Source organism: Hyunsoonleella rubra (genome assembly GCF_042684665.1).
In the GTDB taxonomy this organism is placed as follows: Bacteria; Bacteroidota; Bacteroidia; order Flavobacteriales; family Flavobacteriaceae; genus Jejuia; species Jejuia rubra.
The window spans coordinates 12835-38693 of record NZ_JBHULY010000028.1 but is presented as its reverse complement, the minus strand read 5'-3'; the positions used below and the strand labels follow the sequence as shown (position 1 = coordinate 38693).

The 25859-nt window shown below is 38.9% G+C and carries 15 protein-coding genes; 10 read left to right on the top strand and 5 right to left on the bottom strand.

What is annotated here, in order from left to right; genetic code table 11:
• Positions 1-64 precede the first annotated feature (64 nt).
• The gene (locus ACFSR8_RS12640; RefSeq protein ID WP_380292578.1) at positions 65-4042 is read left to right on the top strand and encodes an FG-GAP-like repeat-containing protein; all 3978 of its coding nucleotides are present in this window, start codon (positions 65-67) and stop codon (positions 4040-4042) included.
• Positions 4043-4159: 117 nt separating this feature from the next.
• A complete protein-coding gene (gene rlmB, locus ACFSR8_RS12635; protein ID WP_380292576.1) occupies positions 4160-4900 on the top strand; it encodes a 23S rRNA (guanosine(2251)-2'-O)-methyltransferase RlmB in 741 nt (246 codons plus the stop codon).
• Here the strand turns inward: rlmB and ACFSR8_RS12630 are convergent.
• On the bottom strand, positions 4897-5679 hold the full coding sequence (locus ACFSR8_RS12630; RefSeq protein WP_380292574.1) for a rhomboid family intramembrane serine protease: 783 nt from the start codon (positions 5677-5679) through the stop codon (positions 4897-4899). The two genes, rlmB and ACFSR8_RS12630, sit on opposite strands and share 4 nt — an antisense overlap.
• A gap of 382 nt (positions 5680-6061) precedes the next feature.
• Between ACFSR8_RS12630 and ACFSR8_RS12625 the strand changes: the two genes are divergently transcribed.
• The 4 genes from ACFSR8_RS12625 (at position 6062) to ACFSR8_RS12610 (ending at position 14169) form a co-directional block, all read left to right on the top strand.
• Positions 6062-8224: a RagB/SusD family nutrient uptake outer membrane protein gene (locus ACFSR8_RS12625; protein ID WP_380292572.1), complete on the top strand. Its 2163-nt coding sequence runs from the start codon at positions 6062-6064 to the stop codon at positions 8222-8224.
• Positions 8225-8683: 459 nt separating this feature from the next.
• On the top strand, positions 8684-12394 hold the full coding sequence (gene purL, locus ACFSR8_RS12620; RefSeq protein WP_380292570.1) for a phosphoribosylformylglycinamidine synthase: 3711 nt from the start codon (positions 8684-8686) through the stop codon (positions 12392-12394).
• 166 nt (positions 12395-12560) lie between these two features.
• Positions 12561-13079 (top strand): hypothetical protein, encoded by a 519-nt coding sequence (locus ACFSR8_RS12615; RefSeq protein WP_380292568.1) that lies wholly within the window; start codon positions 12561-12563, stop codon positions 13077-13079.
• Positions 13072-14169: a hypothetical protein gene (locus tag ACFSR8_RS12610; RefSeq protein WP_380292566.1), complete on the top strand. Its 1098-nt coding sequence runs from the start codon at positions 13072-13074 to the stop codon at positions 14167-14169. Before ACFSR8_RS12615 ends, ACFSR8_RS12610 begins: the two co-directional genes overlap by 8 nt.
• A gap of 130 nt (positions 14170-14299) precedes the next feature.
• Here the strand turns inward: ACFSR8_RS12610 and ppdK are convergent, their stop codons facing one another.
• The 4 genes from ppdK to pflB all read right to left on the bottom strand — a co-directional run bounded on the left by ppdK (position 14300) and on the right by pflB (position 21685).
• Entirely contained in the window at positions 14300-17029 is a 2730-nt protein-coding gene (ppdK, locus tag ACFSR8_RS12605) for a pyruvate, phosphate dikinase (protein WP_380292565.1), read from the bottom strand.
• A gap of 260 nt (positions 17030-17289) precedes the next feature.
• The gene (locus ACFSR8_RS12600; protein ID WP_380292563.1) at positions 17290-18561 is read right to left on the bottom strand and encodes an L-lactate MFS transporter; all 1272 of its coding nucleotides are present in this window, start codon (positions 18559-18561) and stop codon (positions 17290-17292) included.
• Between the two features lie 60 nt (positions 18562-18621).
• Positions 18622-19413 carry a pyruvate formate-lyase-activating protein gene (pflA, locus tag ACFSR8_RS12595; protein WP_380292561.1) on the bottom strand — a complete coding sequence of 264 codons (792 nt, stop codon included), beginning with the start codon at positions 19411-19413 and terminating at the stop codon, positions 18622-18624.
• 46 nt (positions 19414-19459) lie between these two features.
• Positions 19460-21685, bottom strand: coding sequence for a formate C-acetyltransferase (pflB, locus tag ACFSR8_RS12590; RefSeq protein ID WP_380292559.1), 2226 nt, complete (start codon positions 21683-21685; stop codon positions 19460-19462).
• Positions 21686-22068: 383 nt separating this feature from the next.
• Here pflB and ACFSR8_RS12585 point away from each other — a divergent pair, with 383 nt between their 5' ends.
• The 4 genes from ACFSR8_RS12585 to ACFSR8_RS12570 all read left to right on the top strand — a co-directional run bounded on the left by ACFSR8_RS12585 (position 22069) and on the right by ACFSR8_RS12570 (position 25848).
• On the top strand, positions 22069-23838 hold the full coding sequence (locus ACFSR8_RS12585) for an AMP-dependent synthetase/ligase (protein WP_380292557.1): 1770 nt from the start codon (positions 22069-22071) through the stop codon (positions 23836-23838).
• Positions 23839-23873: 35 nt separating this feature from the next.
• The gene (locus ACFSR8_RS12580) at positions 23874-24767 is read left to right on the top strand and encodes a DUF6882 domain-containing protein (protein ID WP_380292555.1); all 894 of its coding nucleotides are present in this window, start codon (positions 23874-23876) and stop codon (positions 24765-24767) included.
• Between the two features lie 122 nt (positions 24768-24889).
• Positions 24890-25270: a DUF1761 domain-containing protein gene (locus ACFSR8_RS12575; protein ID WP_380292553.1), complete on the top strand. Its 381-nt coding sequence runs from the start codon at positions 24890-24892 to the stop codon at positions 25268-25270.
• A gap of 137 nt (positions 25271-25407) precedes the next feature.
• On the top strand, positions 25408-25848 hold the full coding sequence (locus ACFSR8_RS12570) for a MarR family winged helix-turn-helix transcriptional regulator (protein WP_380292551.1): 441 nt from the start codon (positions 25408-25410) through the stop codon (positions 25846-25848).
• The last annotated feature ends 11 nt before the right edge of the window (positions 25849-25859 follow it).

Below are 25859 nucleotides of genomic sequence, written 5' to 3'. Positions count from 1 at the left end.
TCAAATTCACTTTTGATGGTTATTTTTTTAGTTTACCTTAAATTCTTTTTACCTTTATACAGCTATGAAACGAGTAATAATCTTATTATTTCTGCTTCATTCTAATGTATTGCATCTCTTTCCACAACAATTCAAAGAGATATCCTCAGAAGCAAGATTAAATAATATATCTAAATCCAATGCCATATCCGTTGCTGACTACGATCAGGATGGCCTGTTGGATATATTCATAGTGGCTAGATTAGAATTTGATGAGAACAACCCGAATAGTTACAGTAAACTTTTCAAAAATATTGGAAACGGAAGTTTTATAAATGTTACGGAGGATGCCAAATTAAATGAATTCGTCTTTCAAGAAAGTAGTCAATTAGAAACCCGATCACTAGGCAACAAAATAGGTGCTTCCTGGGGGGACTTCAATAACGACTCCTATCCTGATTTGTTTTTATCCGGAGTGAGTTTCAACCATTTGTTTAAAAATAACCGTGATGGCACTTTTACCGAAATTACTGCAAGTGCCAATATTCCGCAGTTTTGCCAGACGTGCACAACGACTTCTTCTTTATGGTTTGACCATAACAAGGATGGATATCTGGACCTTTTTTTAACCGACTATACCAATAGGGAACCCAATCGTATTTATATTAATAATCAGGATGAGACTTTTAATTTACTGGAATCGAACGTAAATGACCTTATTTCTATTAGCTATTCTTCAATTCCAATTGATGCGAATAACGATGGGGATTTGGATATTTATGTCGCCAATGATTTTGACAGGAACAATTTCTTGTTTATCAAAAATAATGACAACTATATAGAAGATGCCCAAAGCTATAGTTTATTGGATCCCTTCGATGGAATGGGGTTGGCTACGCCAGACTTTAATAACGACGGGCTTTTCGATTTATTTGTTACTAATATTAATGAAAATGGTTTTTATGTCAACAAAGGCAATGGAAATTTTGAGGACGAAAGTGAGACATATGGTGTAAAGGAGACGGAATGGGCCTGGGGGGTTGTATTTGCAGATTTTGATAACGACGGTTATGAGGATTTATACATCGCTAACGGCGTTGCCACTACTTTGCAACCAAATTATTATTTTAAAAATGTTCCCAGCGGAAATAATAACAGAGCTTTTGAAAACCAAAGTTCAAATTTCTCGGATTTCGGTAGAACGACAATTAGCAAGTGTATAGCCGATTTTGATTTTGATAATGATGGCGATTTAGACTTAATCGTTGGAGATTTTGAAAGTAATCTACAGTTTTATGAGAATACTTTGGACGGTGACAACAATTGGGTAAAAATTGTCCTAGAAGGAACAATTTCCAACAAAAATGCCTTTGGAAGTATTGTAAAACTTAAAAGTAACAATAATAACCAACAACGTTTATATCACGGATCAAGGTTCTTGTCTCAATCTGTTACACCTGTGCATTTTGGTATAGAAAAAGCCTCTACTATTGATGAAATTTCAGTGAAATGGCCAAATGGATTAGAAGAAACTTATTTTAACATACCAGCCAACAATACCATTTTACTAACAGAAAATGAAGGCATTACCTTTATAGACAATACAGATATCACGCCTATTTTTGGTTGTACGGACGTAAACGCCTGCAACTATAATAGTGAGGCCACACAGAATGACAATTCATGCACATACTTAACCGGACCAAGTATCACAGGCACCACTACCCCTTCACCTCTTAGCATTCACGACTACACAGTACCTTCTGATATCTACTCCCAGTATGAATGGACAGTCGAAAACGGGAGCCTAATATCAGAACCTAATTCAAATTCAATTTCAATTGAATGGGGCATTGCAGACAAAGGTACAGTCAGGCTTGTGGCCCAGGATGGTGATTGCTCCACACAAGAAGTAAATCTTTCTGTTGACATATCCTATGCTCCAAGTACGACAAACAAACACTCGGTTGCAAGATTATGGAATGAGGTGTTATTGGAAGCTATTCGGAATGATTTTGCACGACCTACAGTTCATGCAAGAAACCTGTTTCATACCAGCATAGCGATGTATGATGCTTGGGCGCTGTATAACTTGGACACGTCCACCCCATATTTCTCCGATGAGTATGACGCAACTAAAATACCTAGTTTTGATAATGAAGAAGAAAAATTAGACGCTCAGGTAAAAACTATCAGTTATGCTGTGTACAACATTTTAAAGCATCGCTTTAGGAATTCACCAAAATTTGATGAAACTTCAGATATTATGGAAGGTTTAATGTTGTTACTTGAGCTTAATCCAAGCAACACAAAATTAGACTATAGCGACGGTGATCCAATTGCCTTAGGCAACTACATAGCCTCAAGAATAATTGATTTTGGATTAAGCGATGGCGCCAATGAAACGAATGATTATGGCAATCAATACTATAGCAGCATTAATCCTGCCTTAGTGCCTTATGAAGATGGAAATTCTAAAATTGTTGATGGAAATAGATGGCAACCGTTACTGCTAGATGTATTTATCGACCAAAGCGGCAATTTAGTCACTGATAATACCGCAATAGAGTTTTTGAGCCCAGAATGGGGCAATGTAGTGCCATTTTCTTTGAATGAAACCTTAAGAACAGAACTCCAAAGAAATGGAAACAATTATAAAGTATATCACGATCCGGGCCCTCCACCCTACCTCAGCCTAACTTCCCAATCCGCTGAAAGTGACGCTTATAAGTGGGGCAATGTCCTTGTGTCCGTATGGGGAGCGCATCTGGATCCAGCAGACAATGTATTGTGGGATATATCCCCCGCTTCCATTGGAAATATCAATAGTAGTTTATTCCCTGAGAATTTTTCAGGATATCCCAATTTTTACAACCTTTTGGAAGGAGGAGATATAGGAACGGGACGATCGATCAACCCCATCACCAATGCACCCTATCCTGCTCAGATGGTACCACGCGGTGATTACGCAAGAGTTTTGGCGGAGTTTTGGGCTGATGGACCAGATTCTGAAACACCACCGGGACATTGGTTTACTATCCTAAATTATGTAAGCGATCATCCAGATTTAGATAAAAGAATTATGGGTGAGGGGGAAACTTTGGATAACCTTGAATGGGACGTCAAATCTTATTTTATTTTGGGAGGTGGCATGCACGATTCGGCTATTGCCGCCTGGAGTGTTAAAGGTTGGTACGATTATGTTCGACCTATTTCTGCAATTCGTTATATGGCTGAAAACGGACAAAGTACTGATCCATCCAAATCTAATTATAATATTGGTGGCATTCCTCTTATAGAAGGTTATATAGAGTTAGTAGAAGCCGGAGATCCACTTGAGGGGAACATGCAAGAAAATATTGGTAAAATAAAATTATATACATGGAGAGGCCATGACTTCATTAATGACCCCAAGACCGATACGGCAGGTGTTGGTTGGATTTTGGCCGAAGATTGGTGGCCGTATCAAAGACCCTCTTTTGTGACGCCCCCTTTTGCAGGTTTTGTATCGGGACATTCCACATACTCTAGGGCAGCAGCGGAAATCATGACCCTAATCACAGGAGATGAATACTTTCCCGGCGGTGTTGGAGAGTTCATCGCGAAGAAAAATGAATTCTTAGTTTTTGAAGAAGGCCCCTCTGTGGACGTGAAGTTACAATGGGCAACCTACCGTGATGCTTCAGACCAATGTAGTCTCTCAAGAATATGGGGAGGTATTCATCCTCCTGCGGATGACATTCCCGGAAGGCTTATTGGGGAAAAAATTGGCAAGGAGGTGGTCAGTCATGCATTACCTTATTTCAGTGCAAAACAAATTAACCAAGAAGGTGAAGTAAAAATATACCCTAATCCAATATCTGAAGGCGTTATAAATATCTCAAATACGCAACCAACTGATAACTTTACACTCTTTGATATAAGAGGAGGCCGAATAGAAATTGAGAACGTTCAATATGATGAATTAAGCCGAACCACCCGTATAGACTTACCATCTTCAATTGCTTCGGGCGTTTATATTATTTCAATTAATAGCTCTGCCAAATTAATTGTTTGCAACTGATCAACTCTGATCCTTCATTTAAAGGTTGAAAAAAACCATAGTTAAGATTTTCGCTTAATGTATAAAGTTGGAAAAATGGCAGGTGCCAAACAATTTAGAAAACCTTAAATTTACCCCATGCAAAACCAAACCCAAATATTCGGCCTAAGAGCTATTATTGAAGCCATAAATTCTGGCGAAACCATTGATAAAGTCTTTCTGCAAAAAGGTCTTAGAGGTGAATTGTCTACGGAGCTGGAATCATTGCTAAGAAAGCATGCCATTAACAGTTCCTACGTACCCATTGAAAAGTTAAATAGGCTCACTAAAAAGAACCATCAAGGTGCCGTAGCGAATATATCACCTATTGCCTTCCATAATCTAGAGGATTTGGTAATAAACGTAGTTGAAAGTGGTAAAACACCACTATTCCTTTTACTTGATCAGCTCAGCGATGTCAGGAATTTTGGTGCCATCATTAGAACGGCCGATTGTACGGGTGTTAATGGCATTATTATTCAAAAGAAAGGCGGTGCACCTATAAATGGCGATACGATTAAAACCAGTGCCGGCGCGGTTTTCAAAGTACCTATTTGTAAAGTGGATCACATCAAGGATGCCGTGTTTTATATGCAAGCCTCAGGCATTAAAGTTATTGCAGCAACTGAAAAGACAGATGCACTCCTTTACGATCTATCATTTAAAGAACCATGTGCTATCATCATGGGATCCGAGGGTCGGGGCATTAACCCCTCTACCCTTAAAGTTGTAGATGAAAAAGCCAAATTACCACTGTTTGGAGATATCGAGTCACTCAATGTATCTGTAGCCTGTGGTGCTTTTTTGTATGAAGTTGTAAGACAGAGAACAGCCCCCTAACCCCCAAAGGGGGAATCCTTACCTTCATCATTCAAACCCTGAGACCTTGGCTTAAAAATATAGTTTACTGTACGATTCGAATCGGTATTTCCCAGTTCTCCCCCTTCGGGGGAGTTAGAGGGGGCATCAATAAAATTCCCATCTTCATCAAAATGCCTTAAAAAAGGATCATCGTCTGGATTATAGTTTTCTTGCTCCCAAACATATCGCTTTGGCTTAGCTATCTGTTTTCTAAAAAACAAAGCGAACAAAAACCCAGATATAAGACCTGCCAAATGTCCCTCCCAAGAAATCCCCTCCTCTATGGGAAAAGTGTACCACACCATACTTCCGTAAAGGAAAACCACCAGAAGCGACAGAGCTATTAACCTAAAATGTTTAGCAAAAACACCTTTAAAAAACGTAAAACTCACCAGTACATAGATCAGTCCGCTGGCACCAATATGATAGGACGGCCTACCGATACACCAGGTTAAAAAACCTGATAGCAAAATACCTAAAAACAACACCCTCCAAGCTATAGGTTTGTAGAAATAAAACAGTGCCATGGATAGTACAAATAATGGAATTGTATTATGATATAAATGTTCAATATCTCCATGTATAAAAGGGCTTAACACCACGCCTATAAGCCCTGATAACGTTCTTGGATAAATGCCAAACTTGGAAAAATTGAACCCAAAACGCACCTCAAACCAAAATACCAACCAAAGCGTCAGTATAAATAGTATGGGATACGCAATAACCCTTGTTGAAAATTTAAAATGTTGCTGTTCCATTTCATTAAATATAGCAAATAGCTATCCAATATTTGTTTAGTGCTAAATTGGCAGATGGCTATGCCTTTTAAAGTATAAGCTCCCGCTCCCGCTAGTTTTCAAAACCCCGCTCCCGCTAGTTTTCAAAACTAGTGGCGTAAGAGTAGGCAAGGAATAGTTATAACAAAAAGTGTCAGGGAGCTTTAGGCAAACAGGTTATGCTACATATTTTGCCATAATAAGGTCGTATATATCAACACTTAAAAAAATCAATAAAAAAATTGGAAAATATTGATCAGGCACATAGGTGTAAAAATTTCTCTCATAATTGGACTGAATACCTACAATCTTTTTACTATATTTATAGAATTATCTTACAAAACACGTTTTTAATTTTATGATTATGAAAAAGACTTTACTATTATTTTTTGGTTTAGTTGTTTCTCCTTTTCTTTTTGGTCAAACAGCAACAAGTAAGGCTTCTAACCTTGGTCAATTAGAGCTTGATCTAGAAACTATATTTGCTTCTTTCGAAAGTTCGCAAGAATTTGTAGAAGAGATGTATGCCTTAGTAGTGTCTTATGAACTACAAGCACATACCTTTCAGGATTATCTTTTAGGGGATGATGGTTTTGTAGATAGACCCACAAAAGCGAGTAGGGAAATTGATTCGGGAAGATTTCTGGATGTCTTAAATGATAGCTTTATTTACTTGAACAATCATTATAATTCTGAGTTCGGATCAACTGGGACCAATTCAGCAAATCTAGAAAACCCTAACAGTTTTAATAGACAAAGGCCTGGTTTATGGGACGGCAGTATACATGGTATCCTTAGAGCCAATATTGTGATACAAAATATAGACCTATTGGTAAATGCTACTCAAGCAGAAAAAGACGTAATTCTTGGCCAAGCGTATTTCTTTAGAGCATTTTTTCATAATGAAATAATGAAGTTTTGGGGACGCTTCCCTTATATTATTGATGTTTTTGATGCTGATGACATAGAGATATCTACACCACGTCCAGAAACATATAAGGAAGTTGCTTTGCTAGCTAATGAAGACTATAAGAAAGCTGCAGAATTTTTGCCTGTAGATTGGGATGAAGAAGCTTTTGGAGCATCTACATTAGGCAACAATAAAAATAAACTTACTAAAGGAATAGCGTATGCTTTTCAAGGTAAAAATTTACTTCTGGCTGCAAGTCCGTTAATGTTTTATAATAATAGTCCTGGGATAAATACGTATAACTATGATATTGAATTATGTGATATGGCAGTTGATGCTTTTGCAGAAATTCTTAAATTAAAAGATGTAGGTGTTTACACTTTAGCTTCCTGGGCAAATTACGATGAAGTTTTTTGGAAAACACCGATACCGGACACTTGGCCAGGAAGTACAGAATTCATCTTTTCAGCAATTTTAGGAGATAAAAGACAAGCCGAAAGATTTATGACATCTGGTGTACCTAGAGCGATTCATACGGGTTCTGCTGGGTATGAACTTATTGATGCTACACACAATTATATTCATTACAATTTTGGAATGGCTAATGGACTTTCTATTGAAGATGATCTTTCTGGTAATTTTGGCACGCCAACTTACAACCCTAATAAGCCTTTCGAAAATCGTGATCCACGTTTTTATAGGTGGCATATTATTGATGGAGATATTATAGATGCTGGAGCTCAGGATCCAAATCATATAACTGCCAAACTTTGGTATGTATCTTCAAGTAATAAGGGTGTTCATCGTAGTACTGGTGCTGAAAACATCAGAATAGTAAATACTACAGGGTATATGTGGACTAAATTTTACCCTAAAGTTGACGGTAAGTACCATAGCAGATGGAATCCTATAATAGATCAATTTAATGGGGTACGTTTGCATATGAGACTTACTGACGTGTACTTAATGTATGCTGAAGCACTACATGCATCTAAGGGAGCAACCGCGGCACCAGCTTCTTACAACTTAACTGCTGAGGAAGCTGTTAATTTATTCCGTAATCGAGCGGGTATTCCTAATGTACATGCTAATATAGTTGCCGATAACAATAAATTTATGGATGAATTAAGAAGAGAAAGAGCCGTAGAAATGTCATATGAAGGACACAGGTGGGTAGATATTCGTCGTTGGGGAGTAGCACATTTGGAAAGGTATAGACAAAAAACGCAATTAAATTTTCCAGAAAATCATGCTACTGCTGGTGGATATCAAGAAAGTGAACTTGTTATGAGAGTTTGTGAGTACCCTAAGCACTATTGGTTGCCTTTTCGCCCATTTCGAATAAAATATCCTGAAGGTTTTCCTCAAAACCCTGGTTGGGAAAGTATCGTTTTATCTGTAAAAGATGTTACTAATAAAGAGGATAATCTGTTGGTATACCCCAACCCTTCTTCTGGTATATTTAAAATTTCTGAGAATATTAAATATTCAATTTATGATATTACAGGTAGATTAATTCTTTCTGGAAAAGGAAAAACAATTGATTTATCTGCTCAAGAAAAAGGTGTATACTTTCTTCGTTTTAATGGAAATACAAAATCGATTATTAGATACTAAAACTAAAAACTAAGCAAAAACCTCCACTTGCCACCTCTCCCCTAGTTTTCAAAACTAGTGGCAGTAAGAGTTAGTAAGGAATAGTTATAATATTACCGCCACTAAGTACAACTTAACGGTAGCCTATAGGGCTTCTCAAAAGTTTATCTTGAGAACCCCGGAAGACTCATGCTTTGCTGTACACATATGGCAAAAAAAATATGACTTAGCCGTTATAAAACGACCTTGGCAGATACCTGCGTTAGGGTCCCGATAGCTATCGGGACAGCACAAAAAAGACATAGTGGAAAGCCTGTCTGCCGGTAGGCAGGCCCGACCCTTTTCGGGTAACGCCCAAACAAATAAAATAGTTGTTAAAAATACTGTTAATAACGGGCTGTGCTTTCGGTAAAAAAGGAACAACCTATCGTTAAAAAAGTGTATTTTTGCATTTTCTTAAACATACACAACTAAAGCGTAATGATTCACTTCTTTGGAAACGTAAACAATAAGATTTTTGCGATTCAAACTTCAAAAGAATTATCCTCTGAAACGATTTCGAAATTGACATGGCTTTTTGGCAACCAGCCTAAAATTGAGCAAGCATTTTTGGATGCTTTTTTTGTTGGTCCTCGCGCTGCCATGATAACACCATGGAGTACCAATGCTGTGGAAATTTCCCAAAACATGGGAATTGATGGTATTTTGAGAATTGAAGAGTTTAAAGCGGTTTCTAAAGATTTTAATGATTTTGACCCGATGATTTCGGAGAAGTTTGATGGTTTGAATCAAGAATCATTTACCATTGAAATTGAACCAGAGCCTATTCTAAACATTGAGGATATTGCGGCTTACAACGTGCAGGAAGGGTTATCGTTAAGCGATGAAGAGGTGGCTTATTTAGAAGGTGTTTCTAAAAAAATCGGACGACCGTTGACAGATTCCGAGGTGTTCGGCTTTTCACAAGTGAATAGTGAGCATTGTCGCCATAAAATTTTCAATGGGACATTTGTGATTGATGGCAAGGAGAAACCGACCTCTTTATTCAAATTGATTAAGGAAACGTCGAAACAGAACCCCAACGATATTGTTTCTGCATATAAGGACAATGTGGCATTTATTAAAGGCCCGATTGTTGAGCAATTTGCTCCGAAACGCGCTGACATTCCGGATTATTACACCACCGAAGATTTCGATTCCGTAATTTCCCTAAAAGCAGAAACACACAATTTCCCAACTACTGTGGAGCCCTTTAATGGTGCCGCAACGGGTTCTGGTGGCGAAATCAGGGATAGATTGGCAGGTGGAAAAGGATCCATTCCTTTGGCAGGTACCGCCGTTTATATGACGTCCTATTCCCGATTGGAAGAAAATAGGCCATGGGAAAACGGCGTAGCAGAGCGTGATTGGCTGTACCAGACGCCAATGGATATTTTGATAAAAGCTTCAAACGGAGCGTCCGACTTCGGGAATAAATTTGGGCAACCGCTTATTTGTGGATCTGTCTTAACCTTTGAACATGAGGAAGATGCTCGTAAACTTGGCTTCGATAAAGTGATTATGCAAGCAGGCGGTATCGGTTACGGAAAAGTGTCTCAAGCCTTAAAAGACAAACCAAAAACTGGTGATAAAATTGTAATTCTTGGAGGTGAAAACTATCGTATTGGCATGGGCGGTGCCGCCGTATCTTCTGCGGATACTGGAGAATTTGCCTCTGGTATTGAACTGAATGCAGTGCAACGCTCCAATCCTGAAATGCAAAAACGTGCCGCCAATGCGGTTCGTGGTATGGTGGAAAGTGAAGAAAACCATATCGTTTCCATTCACGACCATGGTGCAGGCGGCCATTTGAATTGTTTATCTGAATTGGTGGAAGACACTGGCGGAAAAATAGATTTGGATGCCCTTCCTGTTGGTGATCCCACCCTGTCTGACAAAGAAATTATAGGCAACGAGTCCCAAGAGCGCATGGGGCTGGTTATTGGTGAAAAACACTTGGATATGTTGCGCAAAATTGCCGATCGCGAGCGCTCACCAATGTACACTGTTGGTGATGTTACGGGAGACGATAGATTTACCTTCCAGTCCAAGACAAAAGGAAATACCCCCATGGATTTGGCCATGGAAGATATGTTTGGAAGTTCACCCAAAACTGTAATGGTTGACAATTCTGTGGAAAGGAACTATGCAGATGTAGATTATAACCCAAGTGAGTTTTACGATTACCTTGACCAAGTTTTACAACTGGAAGCCGTTGCCTGTAAAGATTGGCTTGTGAATAAAGTGGACCGTTGTGTTGGTGGAAAAGTGGCAAAACAACAGTGCGCAGGACATTTGCAACTGCCGTTGAACAACGTTGGCGTGATGGCATTGGATTACAAAGGAAAGGAAGGCATAGCAACTTCAATAGGCCACTCTCCTATTTCTGGATTGATAAATCCTGTCGCAGGAAGCAGAAATTCCATTACCGAGGCATTAACCAATATCATCTGGGCACCTTTAAAAGATGGATTAAAATCGGTTTCTTTATCAGCAAACTGGATGTGGCCATGTAAAAATGAAGGTGAAGATGCTAGGCTCTATGAAGCAGTAAAAGCAGTTTCCGAATTTTCCATTGATTTGGGCATCAACGTGCCAACAGGAAAAGATTCACTTTCGATGAAACAGAAATACCCCAATGAAGATGTGATTTCTCCTGGGACGGTAATTATTTCAGCGGCCGCCAATTGTAATGATATAAGCAAAGTGGTGGAACCTGTTTTGAAGAAAAACGGAGGCGATATGTATTATATCAACCTTTCACAGGATAGTTTCAAATTAGGTGGGAGCTCGTTTGCGCAGATTCTCAACAAAATAGGAAATGAAGCCCCAATCGTTCAGGACGCTGGTTATGTAAAAACGGTTTTCAATACGATTCAAGATTTAATAAGAAACGAGCAAATAGTTGCGGGTCATGATGTAGCCTCTGGTGGATTGATCACAACACTTTTGGAAATGTGTTTTGCCGATAACAATCTTGGCGCGGCTTTGGACTTATCTGCTTTAAATGAAAAAGATTCTTTTAAAGTTTTATTTGGGGAGAATGCAGGTATAGTGATTCAGGTAAAGGACGATTCTGTTGAAAGTGTTTTGTCTGGTTCGAATATTGATTTCGTCAACATTGGAAAAGTAACTGAAAGCGACATACTCAGCGTTATTAATGATGCTGACGTATTTACTATGACCGTTTCAAGACTGCGAGATGTTTGGTATAAAACATCGTATTTGTTGGACCAAAAGCAAACTGCAAATGGATTAGCGCAGGATAGATTTGATAATTATAAAAATCAACCGCTTAAATATAAATTTCCAAAACAGTTTACCGGAAAACTTGCCGATGTCATTCAGAGCGTAAGCGAAGAATCTGAGATTACCACGTCGCAAACTCCTCGTAATGACAATAAGAGACCTAAGGCAGCTATCCTTCGAGAAAAAGGTTCCAACTCTGAACGTGAAATGGCAAATACCATGTATTTGGCAGGTTTTGATGTGAAGGACGTACACATGACGGACTTAATTTCTGGCCGTGAAACCTTGGAAGATATACAATTTTTAGGTGCCGTAGGTGGGTTTAGCAATTCTGATGTTTTAGGCTCTGCCAAAGGATGGGCAGGTGCCATCAAATACAATGAGAAGGCGAAAAAGGCAATCCGAAACTTTTTTAATAGAGAAGACACGTTATCCGTTGGCATCTGCAACGGCTGTCAATTATGGATGGAATTGGACCTCATCAATCCTGACCATGAGATTCATGGCAAAATGCATCATAATGATTCGCAAAAACATGAAAGTTCGTTCACTTCAGTAAAAATTCAGGAAAATAATTCTGTCATGCTTTCAACGCTTGCTGGTTCAACTTTAGGAGTTTGGATATCCCATGGCGAAGGGAAATTCAGCCTGCCGTATTCCGAAGATAAATACCACATTGTGGCAAAATATGGTTATGAAGGCTATCCGCACAACCCGAACGGTTCAGATTTTAATACCGCTATGCTATGCGATAAAACTGGGCGTCATTTGGTAACCATGCCACACATCGAACGTTCCACTTTCCAATGGAACTGGGCACATTACCCTGAAGGACGAAAAGATGAGGTTTCACCGTGGCTCGAGGCTTTTGTAAATGCTCGAAAGTGGATTGAAAAACTTTAGGATTTTTTAACTCTTTTATTCTACCAAGGCCATTTAAAACTTGAGGTATTTCCAGAAATACACCAAATTAGCCAATGAAGTAAACTGGGATACCTTCCTGTTTCAGCATACTTTTTTCTAAATTAGCCTTTGGCCATAGGTCCGTTACTCGCCAATTCAATCATTTATGGGAAAGAAAGTAAAGGTTATTATTCTTGCATGCACACTCTTTGGGTTCCCTTTCCTGTTAAAAACAATCGACTTCAAACTTGAAATTTTCCCTTCTGTAACGCTTCCTTCGTATTCTGACCAGGTGAATACAGATCGGGATCTTCGCCTAGTGGAATTTGAACTTTTTGGCATCGATAAATTTGGGAAAGAACAAAAACTTGACCGCCAGAAATTTTTTAGAAGCATTCCTGCAAAATATGTACCTTGGATTATTAAAAACAATTTTGGGCTTAAACAAAACGGATATACCGAGCATACTACAATAAGATTTAATATTACCTACAGAAAGACCATAAATAATACTGAAAAGGACATTGCAAAGACCAAAACATGGCTAAAAGAGGGACTTATAGGTCAGAAATGCCAAGATTCTTTCTTAATTGTTAAAAGAAACAAACTGACGATCTCAGAAAAAACCAGAAGATTAAAAGACAAAGCATTCATTAACGATACCATATTCCGTCTCTATGAATAATCTGATTTACCGCATTATTTCGAGGTTGGAAAAAAACGCATCGGTGGATGGTAAAAGTTTATCCTTTTACCGTATTGTGTTTGGGGTACTTTTGCTTGTCTTTTTTTTGCCCTCTTGGTCGTGGGTCGGTGGCATCCCTCCATCATTTTTCAATCCCAATATTTTTAGTTTTGCTTATTTAACGGGCGGGTATCTACCAGCTATTATTTATGAAATCGCAGATATTATCGCCATCATTTTGATTGTGATGATCACCCTGGGCATTCGGGCCAGAATGGCGTTAATAGGCATGTTTTTTATCAGTGCCATAATGTATAGCTACTCTTATAGCTTTGGAAAAATTGACCACAACACCTCTTTTCTAATATTTGCCTACCTCCTCTTGGCATTCACCAACTGCGGACACGGAGTGGCATTATTGAAGGACAAAAAACTATCGGAAAAAACACAATCGCTTGCCATATTAATCATTGCCTTAATGATATGTTTCGGCTTTTTTACTGCGGGCATTTCTAAATTTATACGTTGGGTAGATTTTGATTTGTCCACCAGCGGTTTTTTGTACTGGTTCAATGGTCAATATTTTTTGGCGAATGAACCCAAAATGTTTTTGCAGGCTTACGTTTTCGATATCCCACTTATAGTTTTAGAAATAATGGATTCAGTAGCTTCGATATTTGAAATCAGTGGCATTTTCTTTTTGCTCAAAAGCAAAAGAACGTGGTACATATTTTTACTCCATGCGAATATATTTCACCTTTCCACGCTATTAATCTTGAATATTGATTTCTCATTAAATCTGCTTACCTATGGTATTTTCATGGTTACACCGATATTTTATTATTGGCAATTTGAAGCTAAAAAAGGGAAGGGTTTAACAAAATGGTTCGTTGGAATTATTAGCTTAATCGCTCTAATCAAGATCATTGCTGCACTTTATCAAGTGGAACATCCCTTATTGAATTATTGGTCGAATGATGTGGAAACTCAAAATTATATGTCCCTAGGCTTTTGGGTCATCAGTATTGGCTTACAGGTGTATATTTTAAGAAAATGGAACGTTTATGGTTTAAGAGAAATCCAAAGATAAATTATTGGACATGAAAGATTTTTAGCCTCCAATTTTATTTATGAAGTCATTTGAACAGTAAATCAAAAGCCCCGAAATGTTATACACATCCCGGAGCCTTTGGACTAAAATAATTATAAAAAACGAAAAATTATAACGTTGCCTTAATCGCTGCCTGTGCGGCAACCAAACGTGCAATCGGCACACGATATGGCGAACAGCTTACATAATCCATTCCGACATTATAACAGAATTCCACCGAACTTGGTTCACCACCATGTTCACCACAAATACCAACCTTTAAACTAGGCTTAGTGCTTCTGCCACGTTCCGTCCCTATTTTCACCAATTGACCGACACCTTCCTGGTCCAACACTTCAAAAGGATCAACTTTTAAAATGCCTTTTTCGATGTAAATTGGCAAGAATTTACCAGCGTCATCACGGGAATAACCAAAGGTCATTTGCGTTAAATCATTGGTTCCGAATGAGAAGAAATCTGCTTTTTCGGCAATCTTATCCGCCATTAACGCAGCTCGTGGAATCTCAATCATGGTGCCGACCAAATATTCCACAGTATCATTTCTCTCTTCAAAAATTAGATTTGCTGTAGATCGGACAATAGTTTCCTGAGCTTCGTACTCCTTTACAGTACCCACCAAAGGAATCATGATTTCAGGCTTACAAATAATCCCTCGTTCTTTCAAATTCAACGCGGCCTCGATAATGGCACGGGTTTGCATTTCGGTAATTTCTGGATAGGTGTTTCCTAACCTACAGCCCCTATGTCCCAACATCGGGTTGAACTCTTCCAATTCGGCTACTTTATTTTTTACAGCTTGAAGAGAAATATGCATTTCATCCGCCAAATCCTTTTGAGTTGCCAATTGATGTGGCACAAACTCGTGTAAGGGTGGATCCAACAAACGAATAGTTACCGCCAAGCCTTCCATGGCCTCAAAAATACCCTCAAAATCTGAGCGTTGCATCGGCAACAAGTCTTCAAGGGCTTGCTTTCTCCCTTTTACGGTATCCGCGAGTATCATTTCACGCATGGCCTTAATTCTATCCAATTCAAAGAACATGTGCTCCGTTCTTGTCAACCCAATCCCCTGTGCACCAAAATTACGTGCTACTTTTGCATCTTTCGGGCTATCGGCATTGGTCCGTACTTTCATTTTGGCATACTTATCTGATAGTGACATGATTTCAGCAAATTCACCGCTCAACTCCGGTTCAATAGTGGCTACTTTGCCCTCCAAAATATTTCCTGTGGAACCGTTTAAGGAAATCCAATCGCCTTCATGATACTCGTGGTCGCCAACGGTCAATGTTCTTTTTTTATAGTTGATCTTTAAAGCACCCGCTCCAGAAATACAGCATTTGCCCATACCTCGCGCCACAACGGCCGCGTGCGAAGTCATACCGCCCCGAGCAGTCAAAATACCTTTGGCAATATTCATACCTTCCAGATCTTCGGGAGAGGTCTCGATACGTACCAAAATACTATTCTTGTACTTGTCAGCTTCGTCAGCAAAAAATACAATTTTACCTGTTGCGGCTCCAGGAGAGGCCGGAAGTCCTTGGGCAATAGTTGTGGCTCTTTTTAATGCTTGGGGATCAAATACAGGGTGCAACAATTCGTCTAACTTATTTGGCTCAACCAATAAAAGCGCCTCTTTTTCGCTAATCATCCCTTCCTTGAGTAAATCCATGGCGATTTTTACCATGGCTGCCCCTGTACGTTTACCGTTTCTAGTTTGTAATATCCAAAGTTTTCCGTCCTGAATAGTGAATTCCATATCCTGCATATCGCGATAGTGCTTCTCCAAAATATCTTGATAATCATTCAATTCCTCGAACATGGATGGCATTAATTCTTCTAGTGACGGATAATTTTCAGCTCTATCGGCTTCTTCAATTTTTGCCAATTCGGCCCAACGTTGAGAACCTAATCTGGTAATTTGTTGTGGCGTTCTAACGCCAGCAACCACGTCTTCGCCTTGGGCGTTAATTAAATATTCTCCATTGAATACATTTTCACCTGTACCGGCATCACGGGTAAAACATACCCCAGTCCCAGAGTTGTTCCCCATATTACCATACACCATGGCCTGAACATTTACGGCCGTACCCCAATCCGCCGGATAGCCATTCATGCTTCTGTAATATACCGCTCTATCGCCGTTCCAGCTATTGAACACCGCCATAACTGCACCCCAAAGCTGCTCCCAGGGATCACTTGGGAAAATTAGACCCTTCCGCTTTCTTATCACATCCTTAAAATCGAAAACCAGGTCCTGTAAATCCTGAACTGAAAATTCAGTATCTAACTTAAAACCACGCTTTTCTTTAAGGTTTTCAATAATTTCCTCAAATGGATCGATATCCTCTTTTGACTCAGGTTTCATTCCTAAAACCACCCCGCCATACATTTGAATAAAACGGCGATAGGAGTCCCAGGCAAAAGCTGGATTTTTGGTTTTTTTGGCAAGCCCCAGAACAACCTCATCGTTCATTCCCAAATTAAGCACGGTATCCATCATCCCTGGCATAGAAACCCTTGCACCCGAACGGACTGAAACCAATAATGGATTTTTCTTGTTCCCAAATTCCGTTCCCATAACGGCCTCAATACTGGCTATGGAGGCCTTCACTTCTTCTTTTATCAAATCTATAACTGCTTCCCTTCCTAGGGCGTTATATTCGGTACACACTTCGGTAGTTATCGTAAATCCAGGCGGCACTGGAATTCCAATAGAGCTCATCTCGGCCAAATTGGCCCCTTTACCTCCCAAAAGGTTTTTCATTGAACTGTTGCCGTCGGCCTTTTTGTCTCCAAAACTGAAAACCCGAGCCTTTACATTTTCAAGTATTTCCATGATATTATTTGTTAAATTTCCTGTATCAAAAACTCCAATAAAAGTAGTTTTAAACCGTAGAAACATCTATGATAAAAGTCATGTATCCCTTGTTATTATTAACGAATTAACAATTTAACATCTATTTTTTATGAATATCGTTTTTTAAAATCCGTATAATGATAAAATCGTAAAAATTGCTTACATAAAAATGAGTAGCTACACAAAAAAAGCACCTTCATTTTCATGAAGGTGCTTTTCTAACTAACCAAATTTAAAGCTTAGGCAAACTTTAATTTTTTATCATCAACCGACTTATCTTTTTTTTGGTACGCCTTTACCACCGTGCGCTTCATAAGAAGAGACACTAATAAAGCCACAATAAATAAGCCTGCAAATACTTTAAGCGTAGTATCTAAAGAGCCCGTAGCGTTCTTGACCATATCATAAATAGTTGGCCCCACAACACCTGCTAATCCCCAAGCTGCCAATACCATACCGTGAATGGCACCAAGCTGTTTGGTTCCAAATAGGTCTCCTAAAAAGGCCGGAAGCGTGGCAAAACCGCCTCCATACATAGTTATCACAGTGAAGAGCACTACCAAGAACATAACTTCCATACCAATTTGAGGCAAGAAATAAAATGCTAAAATTTGAAATCCGAAGAAAATGATATACGTATTTGCGCGTCCTAAATAATCCGATAAACTGGACCACATAATTCTACCCAGACCATTAAACACGCCTATTAGCCCCACGATTGCCGCAGCTTCCATAGGTGTGTAATTTAATTTTTCCTGCATCATTGGGCTTGCCGCCGAAATAATGGCGATACCACATGCAATGTTGATAAACATCATAATCCAGATGTAGTAAAAACGTGATGTTTTTAAGGCTTCGTTGGCAGTAATGTTTGCCATATCCTTTTTGATGGTTTTGCCTTCACCTGGTTTGAATCCATCAGGTAAATAGCCTTCCGGAGGTCTTTCGATGTATCTAGCAGATGATAAAATCAATACCATATATATCAATCCTAAAAAATAAAAGGCATTGGAAACACCAACCGCATCAAAAAGGGATTGCATCACTGGGCCGAATATCAAAGCGGCAAAACCAAATCCCATAATGGCCATTCCTGTTGCCAAACCACGTCTATCCGGAAACCATTTTACCAAAGTACTTACGGGTGTAATATAGCCCAAACCTAAACCGATACCACCGATAACGCCATAGCATAAATAAAATAGCCATAACGCTTCCAGTTGAACGGCCAATCCCGAACCTAAAATACCAACACCATAAAAAATACCGGCGGCAGTACCACTAATTCTCGGGCCTACTTTTTCTACCCAACGGCCTAAAAATGCTGCGGAAAGTCCTAGTAATAAAATGGCGATTTTGAATGCCCATTTTATCACACTCCCGTCAACATCAAAAATATCCTTAACAGGGTTGGTCATTACCGAATAGGCATATACCGATCCGATTGAAATGTGTATCCCTACTGCCGAAGCCGCAATCAGCCATCGGTTTTTTAGTTTTTGTGTTTTCATCGTTTTGAAATTTATTGTTGTAGGCTCAGGCTTAGTTTACATACTGTTGCCCCAACTTTTTTAATTAATTCTAACTTCCTTGAAGTAGTTTTTTAAGATGGCTTTCGCAGCATCTATTTCTTCCATAGTGTTTTCCCTTGCATCCTTCAATTCGTATTCCCACCCCATGGCTTCCCATTTATGGACGCCCAAGGTATGGTAGGGTTGCAATTCGATTTTCTCTATGGTCTTGTAATCTTTAAAATACTCCCCCATGCTTTGTAGGAGCTCTGTCGTATTGGTAATTTCGGGGATTAGAACGTAACGCAGCCACATTGGTTTTCCTGAGGCTTCGCGATATTTTGCAAAGGTGAATGTAGTGTCTTTGTTTTTTTGTCCTGTAATAAATTGATAACCTTCCTCGGTCATGTGCTTAATGTCCAGCATCACCAAATCGGTGTAGTTATCCAAAAGTTCTTCGGAAAAATGATTGAGTAATCTCCCATTGGTATCCAAATTGGTATGGATGCCTTCTTCTTTCAACCTTTTAAAAAATGGAATCAATTCCTTGGCCTGTAATAATGGTTCACCTCCAGAGACGGTAACACCTCCCTTTTTGCCAAAATAGGCTTTCTCTTTAAGTGCCATTTGCACCAAATCCTCAATGTGATAATCCTTACCGCCATGTGTATCGATAGTATCCGGGTTATGACAATATTTACATCGGAGTTTACAGCCTTGTAAAAAGATGACCATTCTGATACCGGGCCCATCATGGGTGCCGAAGGATTCAATAGAATGTACGTGCAATATGTTGTCTTTATGCTCGATGGCTTTTGTCTTTAGAATTTTGCATTTAGCATCTGAAAACAAAGGTTTTACGCTTCATTTTCAGATGCTTACAAAATATTAATAGAGTTTACATGGACTCGTGGAAAGAACGGGTGATGACTTCCATCTGTTGCTCCTTCGTTAATCTCACAAAGTTAACAGCGTAACCGGAGACACGAATGGTCAACTGTGGATACTCTTCAGGATGCTCCATCGCGTCAAGTAAGGTATCCCTGTTCAACACATTCACATTTAAGTGCTGTGCGTTGTGTATAAAGTAACCATCAATAATGGATGACAAGTTTTCAATACGCTCCTCATCATCAGCGCCTAAGGATTTTGGTACAATGGAGAAGGTATTTGAAATACCATCTAAGGAATCTTTATAGTCAATTTTGGCAACAGAGTTCAATGATGCAATAGCACCGTTGCAGTCACGTCCGTGCATTGGGTTAGCACCCGGTGCAAATGGAATACCTTTAGCACGACCATCAGGTGTAGCCCCGGTTTTCTTACCGTAAGATACGTTAGACGTTATGGTCAATACAGACAATGTTGGCTCCGCATCTTTATACACTGGCAACTTCTTAAGCTCGTCATTGAAGTCTCTAACAGCATTGGCCGCCAAAGTATCTACACGATCATCATCATTACCATAGCAAGGGAATTCGCCTTCAATTTTGAAATCGACAGTTAAGCCATCTTCATTTCGAACTGGTTTCACTTTTGCATATTTTATAGCTGATAACGAATCCGCAACAATAGACAGACCAGCGATACCGTAAGCAATATTGATACTTGGATTCGTATCGATTAAAGCCATCTGTGCTTTTTCGTAATAATACTTATCGTGCATGTAGTGGATAATGTTCATAGAATCGTTATACACACGTGCCACTTCTTTCATGGCAATTTTGAAATTGGCCATTACTTTATCAAAATCCAAAACTTCACAGTTGCAAGGTTCGATGCCTTCTACCATCTGTTTTCCGGTGATTTCACAACGTCCTCCATTAATTGCCAATAATAATGTTTTGGCCAAGTTGGTTCTCGCGCCGAAGAACTGAATGGATTTACCCAAAGATTGGTGAGACACACAGCAGGCTATACCATAGTCGTCCGTACCACGCTCTTCACGCATCAACCTGTCATTTTCAAACTGAATAGAAGAGGTATCGATTGCCACTTTAGAACAGAAATCCTTAAAGTTTTGTGGTAAATCTTGTGACCAAAGTACTGTCATGTTTGGCTCCGGAGATGGGCCTAGGTTATAAAGCGTGTTTAAGAAACGGAAAGAGGTTTTAGTTACCTTAGTTCTTCCGTCTTCAAACATACCACCAATAGCTTCGGTAACCCATGTTGGGTCGCCAGCAAAAATTTCATCGTAAGCACCCATTCTTAAGTGACGCACCATACGTAGTTTCATCACAAATTGGTCGATATATTCCTGAGCTTCTTCCTCGGTAATCAGCCCTTCTCTGAGGTCATTTTCAATATAAATATCCAAGAATGTTGAAGTATTACCCAAGGACATAGCGGCACCATCTTGCTCTTTTACAGCTGCTAAGTAGGCCATATACGTCCATTGTACTGCTTCCCTTGCGTTCTCGGCAGGTCGAGCCAAATCTAAATCGTATTTAGCACCCAGCACAATCATATCTTTTAAAGCCCTAATTTGCTCGGACACCTCCTCACGTAAACGAATCACGGATTCCGTCATTGGTCCAGTGATATTAGCTAAATCCTTTTGCTTTTCTTCAATTAAGAAATCAATACCGTAAAGGGCTACACGACGGTAATCCCCGATAATTCTACCACGGGCATAGTTGTCTGGCAATCCAGTCAAAAATCCTAAGGAACGGAATTTTCGAATTTCAGCAGTATAGGCATCAAATACACCATCGTTATGTGTTTTTACATATTTTGAAAACAATTCGGTCAAGGCGTCATTCGGTTTTACACCTTGCTCTGATAATGCTTTCTGTACCACTTTAAAACCTCCAAAAGGCTTCATGGCCCTTTTTAATAATTCATCAGTCTGTAAACCAACAATTACTTCGTTTTCCTTGTCGATATATCCGGCATCAAAAGCACTAACTGTCGAAACTATTTCAGTATCTACAGAACGTACCCCGTTATTTTGGCGTTCTTCCTTGGTCGCTTGTTTACAAAGCTCCCATAATTTTTCAGTTCTGGCACTTGGGCCAACTAAAAATTCGTGTGTTCCATGGTAAGGGGTAATATTGTTCAATACGAAATCGCGAATGTCCACCTTTTTGGTCCAAACTCCTGGTTTAAATTGTTTAACTTCCATCTCTTTATATATTTAATATTTTGTAAAAAATGTTTGTCTGCTAAGACGTATCAAAGGTAAATACAGCCCTTCTGAAAAAAGATGACAATTGTCATTAAACGCAAGAAATCAATGATTTAACCCATAATTTTTTTAACGAAAACGTTTGAAATTTTAAGTCGAAACAACCACTTTTTCAATATTTCATTTATTTTGATAAATATTCGATCTATTTTGACACTGTTTTTTGATGAATATCACAATTATTTTCATAAAATATTTCATTATTCACAAATTTATTAAGGTCGAAATCTTATCTTTTTACAAAATTTTCAAAATAAAGGGCTGTTTGAAAATCCTATTTAATTTCATATTTTGCATAATAGCTCTCAAAATTATTCGCTATGAAAGAGATAACACGACTTTTTGATTTTCCATATTATCAGCAGAACAACCATCCTTTGGATGCGGCTTTGAACACCAAACAAAATGGCCAATGGGTAAAAACATCTATCCATGATTATTTGGACAAATCCAATGCCGTCAGCCGGGCGTTGCTAAAATTGGGCGTTAAAAAGAACGATAGAATTGCTGTTATTTCCACCACAAACCGAACGGAATGGAACATTGTTGACATTGGCGTGTTGCAGGTAGGAGCTCAAAATATCCCGATTTACCCAACTATTAGCTCTGATGATTACGAGTACATTTTAAATCATAGCGAATCTATTTATTGCTTTGTTTCAGATGAGGAAGTTTTGGAAAAAGTCAATAAGATCAAAACCAGAACTGGGCTTAAGGAAGTGTATTCCTTTGATGAAATAAAGGGGTGCAAACATTATTCTGAGTTATTGGAACTCGGCAAAGACGATGGCATACAACCTGAAGTCGAGGCAAGAATGGCCGATGTAAAACCCGAAGAATTGGCCACCATAATTTATACTTCCGGCACAACGGGAAAGCCAAAAGGCGTGATGCTCTCCCATAATAATATTGTGTCCAATGTACTTTCGGCATCCAACAGATTCCCTTTAGATGCCGAAAACAGGGCCCTAAGCTTTTTGCCGATATGCCACATTTTTGAAAGGGTATTTACCTATTTGTATCAATTCCGAAGCATAGAAACCTATTATGCCGAGGCGATTGACAAAATTGGCGATAATGCGAGGGAAGTAAAGCCTCATACCATGACAGTGGTGCCAAGATTAGTCGAAAAAGTGTACGACAAAATCATGGATAAAGGTGCGGATTTGACCGGTCTCAAAAAGAAACTGTTCTTTTGGGCAGTCGAGCATGGAGCAGTATTTAAACCTTACAAACAAAATGGTTTCCTTTATGAATTAAAACTCTCTATTGCCCGAAAATTGATCTTTAGTAAATGGCAGGCCGCCTTGGGTGGTGAAATTATATTTATGGCCTCCGGTAGTGCGGCATTGCAATCCCGATTGGGACGGATTTTTGGAGCCGCCCAAATGCCCATTATGGAGTGCTATGGATTGACAGAGACCTCACCAGGTATTTCGGCGAGCGACAGACGCAACGGAGGGTGGAAAATCGGCTACGTTGGACGGGTCATCGATGGCGTGGAAGTTAAAATAGCCGAAGATGGTGAAATCCTCTGCAAGGGGCCCAACGTAATGATGGGCTATTACAAAGACCCTGAAAAAACAGCTTCCGTGATGACGGGGGACTACTTTCATACCGGGGATAAAGGCGAAATTGATGCCGATGGCTTCCTAAAAATTACTGGACGTAAAAAGGAAATGTTTAAAACCTCAGGCGGGAAATATATTATCCCTACCCTTTTAGAAAATCAATTGAAACAATCCCGATTTATTGAACAAATCATGGTGATCGGTGAAGGCGAAAAAATGCCTGCAGCTCTGATTCAGCCCAATTTTGAATTTTTACAGGATTGGATCGAACGGAAAAACCACTCGGCAGGAAATACATTGGAAGCTATTTGCAGTTCCGAAATTGTGCAAAAGCGCATTCAAAAGGAGGTGGACAAATGCAACCAAAAATTTGGCAAGTGGGAGCAAATCAAAAAATTTGAAATCACCCCCGAAGAATGGTCCATCGATGCTGGCCACCTCACGCCTACCATGAAAATGAAGCGGGATGTGATTAAGAAAATGTATTCGGATTTGATTGAACGGATTTATCGGGGGTAGTTGCGATTATAAATATATTTCTCTAATTAAACGAAATGCACAAATCAATCTTGACAATATTATTAATTATGTTTTCATTCTTCTCTAAAGGTCAATCAGACTTGGAAACTAAATTTTCAGAAGCAAATTCTGCTATGAATTTAAGAAACATGTATCAAAGAATAGTTTGGAATATGCAACCGACAAATCAATATTTGTTTGACCAGACAAAAGGAGAAGTTAAATATACTGTTGAGGAAAATGACTATGAAGTAATTGCAACACCTAAATTTTTAGGAACGTTCAATCTCGACGACAAAACATTTTTATGGGCAGACAAAAATCCTTCAATCAATAAAAGACTAAATGACAAAGTAGATTCGTTTAGAAAAACTCTACCAAAAAAATATCAAAAGGATAAGTTCAAATCTTCAACTGAATCGAATACAAATTTGTTGTCTCTTTTCAGTTTTCAATTGAATTCAAATGGCTTCGACTCAAAGCGTCAAGACAATACAATCATATATTATTCTCTTTTAGATATTAAAATATTCAAGGATGGAAATGAAATTTTAGTAATTGAACCTACAAATCATACTATTCAATTAGAAGTTTCAGAAAATATCGGACTGATAAAAAAATTCCACAAAGAAAAACTTGAAATAAACAAACAGTATAATGAACAAAAAATAAGCTCTAGCGAAGCATTTAAAAAAATAGAAAAGGTACATTTGAAATATTGGCTTAATGAAGACCCTTATTTTTTCCCTTCATTGTCTTGGCCCTGCGGTTTTGATGAAAAGTTAATACTTGAATGGAAAGAATTCAAAATCGACGACAATAGACTTTTTGTAATGTACACTACTGATTTAGGATGGACTTCTGAGTCATACGCATATGAAATTGATTTAAATGTTAGTGGAGATAAAAGGATAATAAACGAATATTAAAAGTAACCAGCTATGTATTGACTCCTTTGAAAAGCTTCGTCCGGTAGTTAAACACAACAACCCTCAACCCCACTTATTCCTTTTTTAGTACTTTTAAGCATAACTAATTAAAAATCAAACCAATGAAAACAAAAAATTTTCTAGTTTCAGGTATTGTTGGCGGCATTGTAAATTTCCTTTTAGGCTGGCTATTTTACGGTCTTCTCTTCGCCAATGTGTTTCCCCAGCCCGAAGAAAGCAGTTCCACTATGCTGTATATCTTTTTGGGCTGTATTACCTTCGGACTTTTTGTGGCTTATGTTTACACCAAATGGGCGCAAATTACCACGGCATCCACGGGAGCAACAGCAGGGGCAGTTATCGGGCTATTTATCGGATTGTTTTACAATTTCTTCAACTTGGCGATGGTGCCGGGCATGGAATTGCAACTGGCGGCCTTGGATGTAGGTATATCTGTAATCATGACAGCTATTATGGGCGCAGTAATTGGAAAATTAGGATAGGATATTTTTTAAATATTTAAAAAAATCACCCGAATAACAGGGTGATTTTTTTTGGAATTCGTTCAAATCGATTTTATCCTATTTATTATGCATGCATAATATATTTTTACTATATTTGGACATTCTAACTCTCAAGAATGAAAGACAAAACCATAGATTATGTATTGCGAACCACGTGGTTAACGGTGAACAAGATGTACAACGAAGAAGCCTCAAAATTTGAGAGTACGATGGCCACAGGGTTCACATTGCTGAGCATTGACCCCGAAAAAGGAACACCATCCACCGCTCTTGGCCCTAAAATGGGTATGGAGGCCACAAGCCTATCGCGTATATTAAAAACCATGGAAAAAAGGGGCTTGATTGAGCGTCATCCAAACCCCAACGACGGCAGGGGTGTCCTCATTCATTTAACGGAGTTCGGAAAGGAAAAGCGCGAACTTTCAAAAGAGAAAGTGTTGACATTCAACGAAACCATAAGGGAGCATATTCCTGAGGAAAAAATCAACCATTTCTATGAAGTTGCCGAAACGATTAATGAAATGGTCTGCAATAAAAAGATTTATAACAATAAATAGAAGTTTATACA

What these genes read in the sequence shown, in the direction of transcription:
- ACFSR8_RS12640 (WP_380292578.1), top strand. Translation starts at nt 65, where the DNA reads ATGAAACGAGTAATAATCTTATTATTTCTGCTTCATTCTAATGTATTG.
- rlmB (WP_380292576.1), top strand. Translation starts at nt 4,160, where the DNA reads ATGCAAAACCAAACCCAAATATTCGGCCTAAGAGCTATTATTGAAGCC.
- ACFSR8_RS12630 (WP_380292574.1), bottom strand. Translation starts at nt 5,679, where the DNA reads ATGGAACAGCAACATTTTAAATTTTCAACAAGGGTTATTGCGTATCCC.
- ACFSR8_RS12625 (WP_380292572.1), top strand. Translation starts at nt 6,062, where the DNA reads ATGAAAAAGACTTTACTATTATTTTTTGGTTTAGTTGTTTCTCCTTTT.
- purL (WP_380292570.1), top strand. Translation starts at nt 8,684, where the DNA reads ATGATTCACTTCTTTGGAAACGTAAACAATAAGATTTTTGCGATTCAA.
- ACFSR8_RS12615 (WP_380292568.1), top strand. Translation starts at nt 12,561, where the DNA reads ATGGGAAAGAAAGTAAAGGTTATTATTCTTGCATGCACACTCTTTGGG.
- ACFSR8_RS12610 (WP_380292566.1), top strand. Translation starts at nt 13,072, where the DNA reads ATGAATAATCTGATTTACCGCATTATTTCGAGGTTGGAAAAAAACGCA.
- ppdK (WP_380292565.1), bottom strand. Translation starts at nt 17,029, where the DNA reads ATGGAAATACTTGAAAATGTAAAGGCTCGGGTTTTCAGTTTTGGAGAC.
- ACFSR8_RS12600 (WP_380292563.1), bottom strand. Translation starts at nt 18,561, where the DNA reads ATGAAAACACAAAAACTAAAAAACCGATGGCTGATTGCGGCTTCGGCA.
- pflB (WP_380292559.1), bottom strand. Translation starts at nt 21,685, where the DNA reads ATGGAAGTTAAACAATTTAAACCAGGAGTTTGGACCAAAAAGGTGGAC.
- ACFSR8_RS12585 (WP_380292557.1), top strand. Translation starts at nt 22,069, where the DNA reads ATGAAAGAGATAACACGACTTTTTGATTTTCCATATTATCAGCAGAAC.
- ACFSR8_RS12580 (WP_380292555.1), top strand. Translation starts at nt 23,874, where the DNA reads ATGCACAAATCAATCTTGACAATATTATTAATTATGTTTTCATTCTTC.
- ACFSR8_RS12575 (WP_380292553.1), top strand. Translation starts at nt 24,890, where the DNA reads ATGAAAACAAAAAATTTTCTAGTTTCAGGTATTGTTGGCGGCATTGTA.
- ACFSR8_RS12570 (WP_380292551.1), top strand. Translation starts at nt 25,408, where the DNA reads ATGAAAGACAAAACCATAGATTATGTATTGCGAACCACGTGGTTAACG.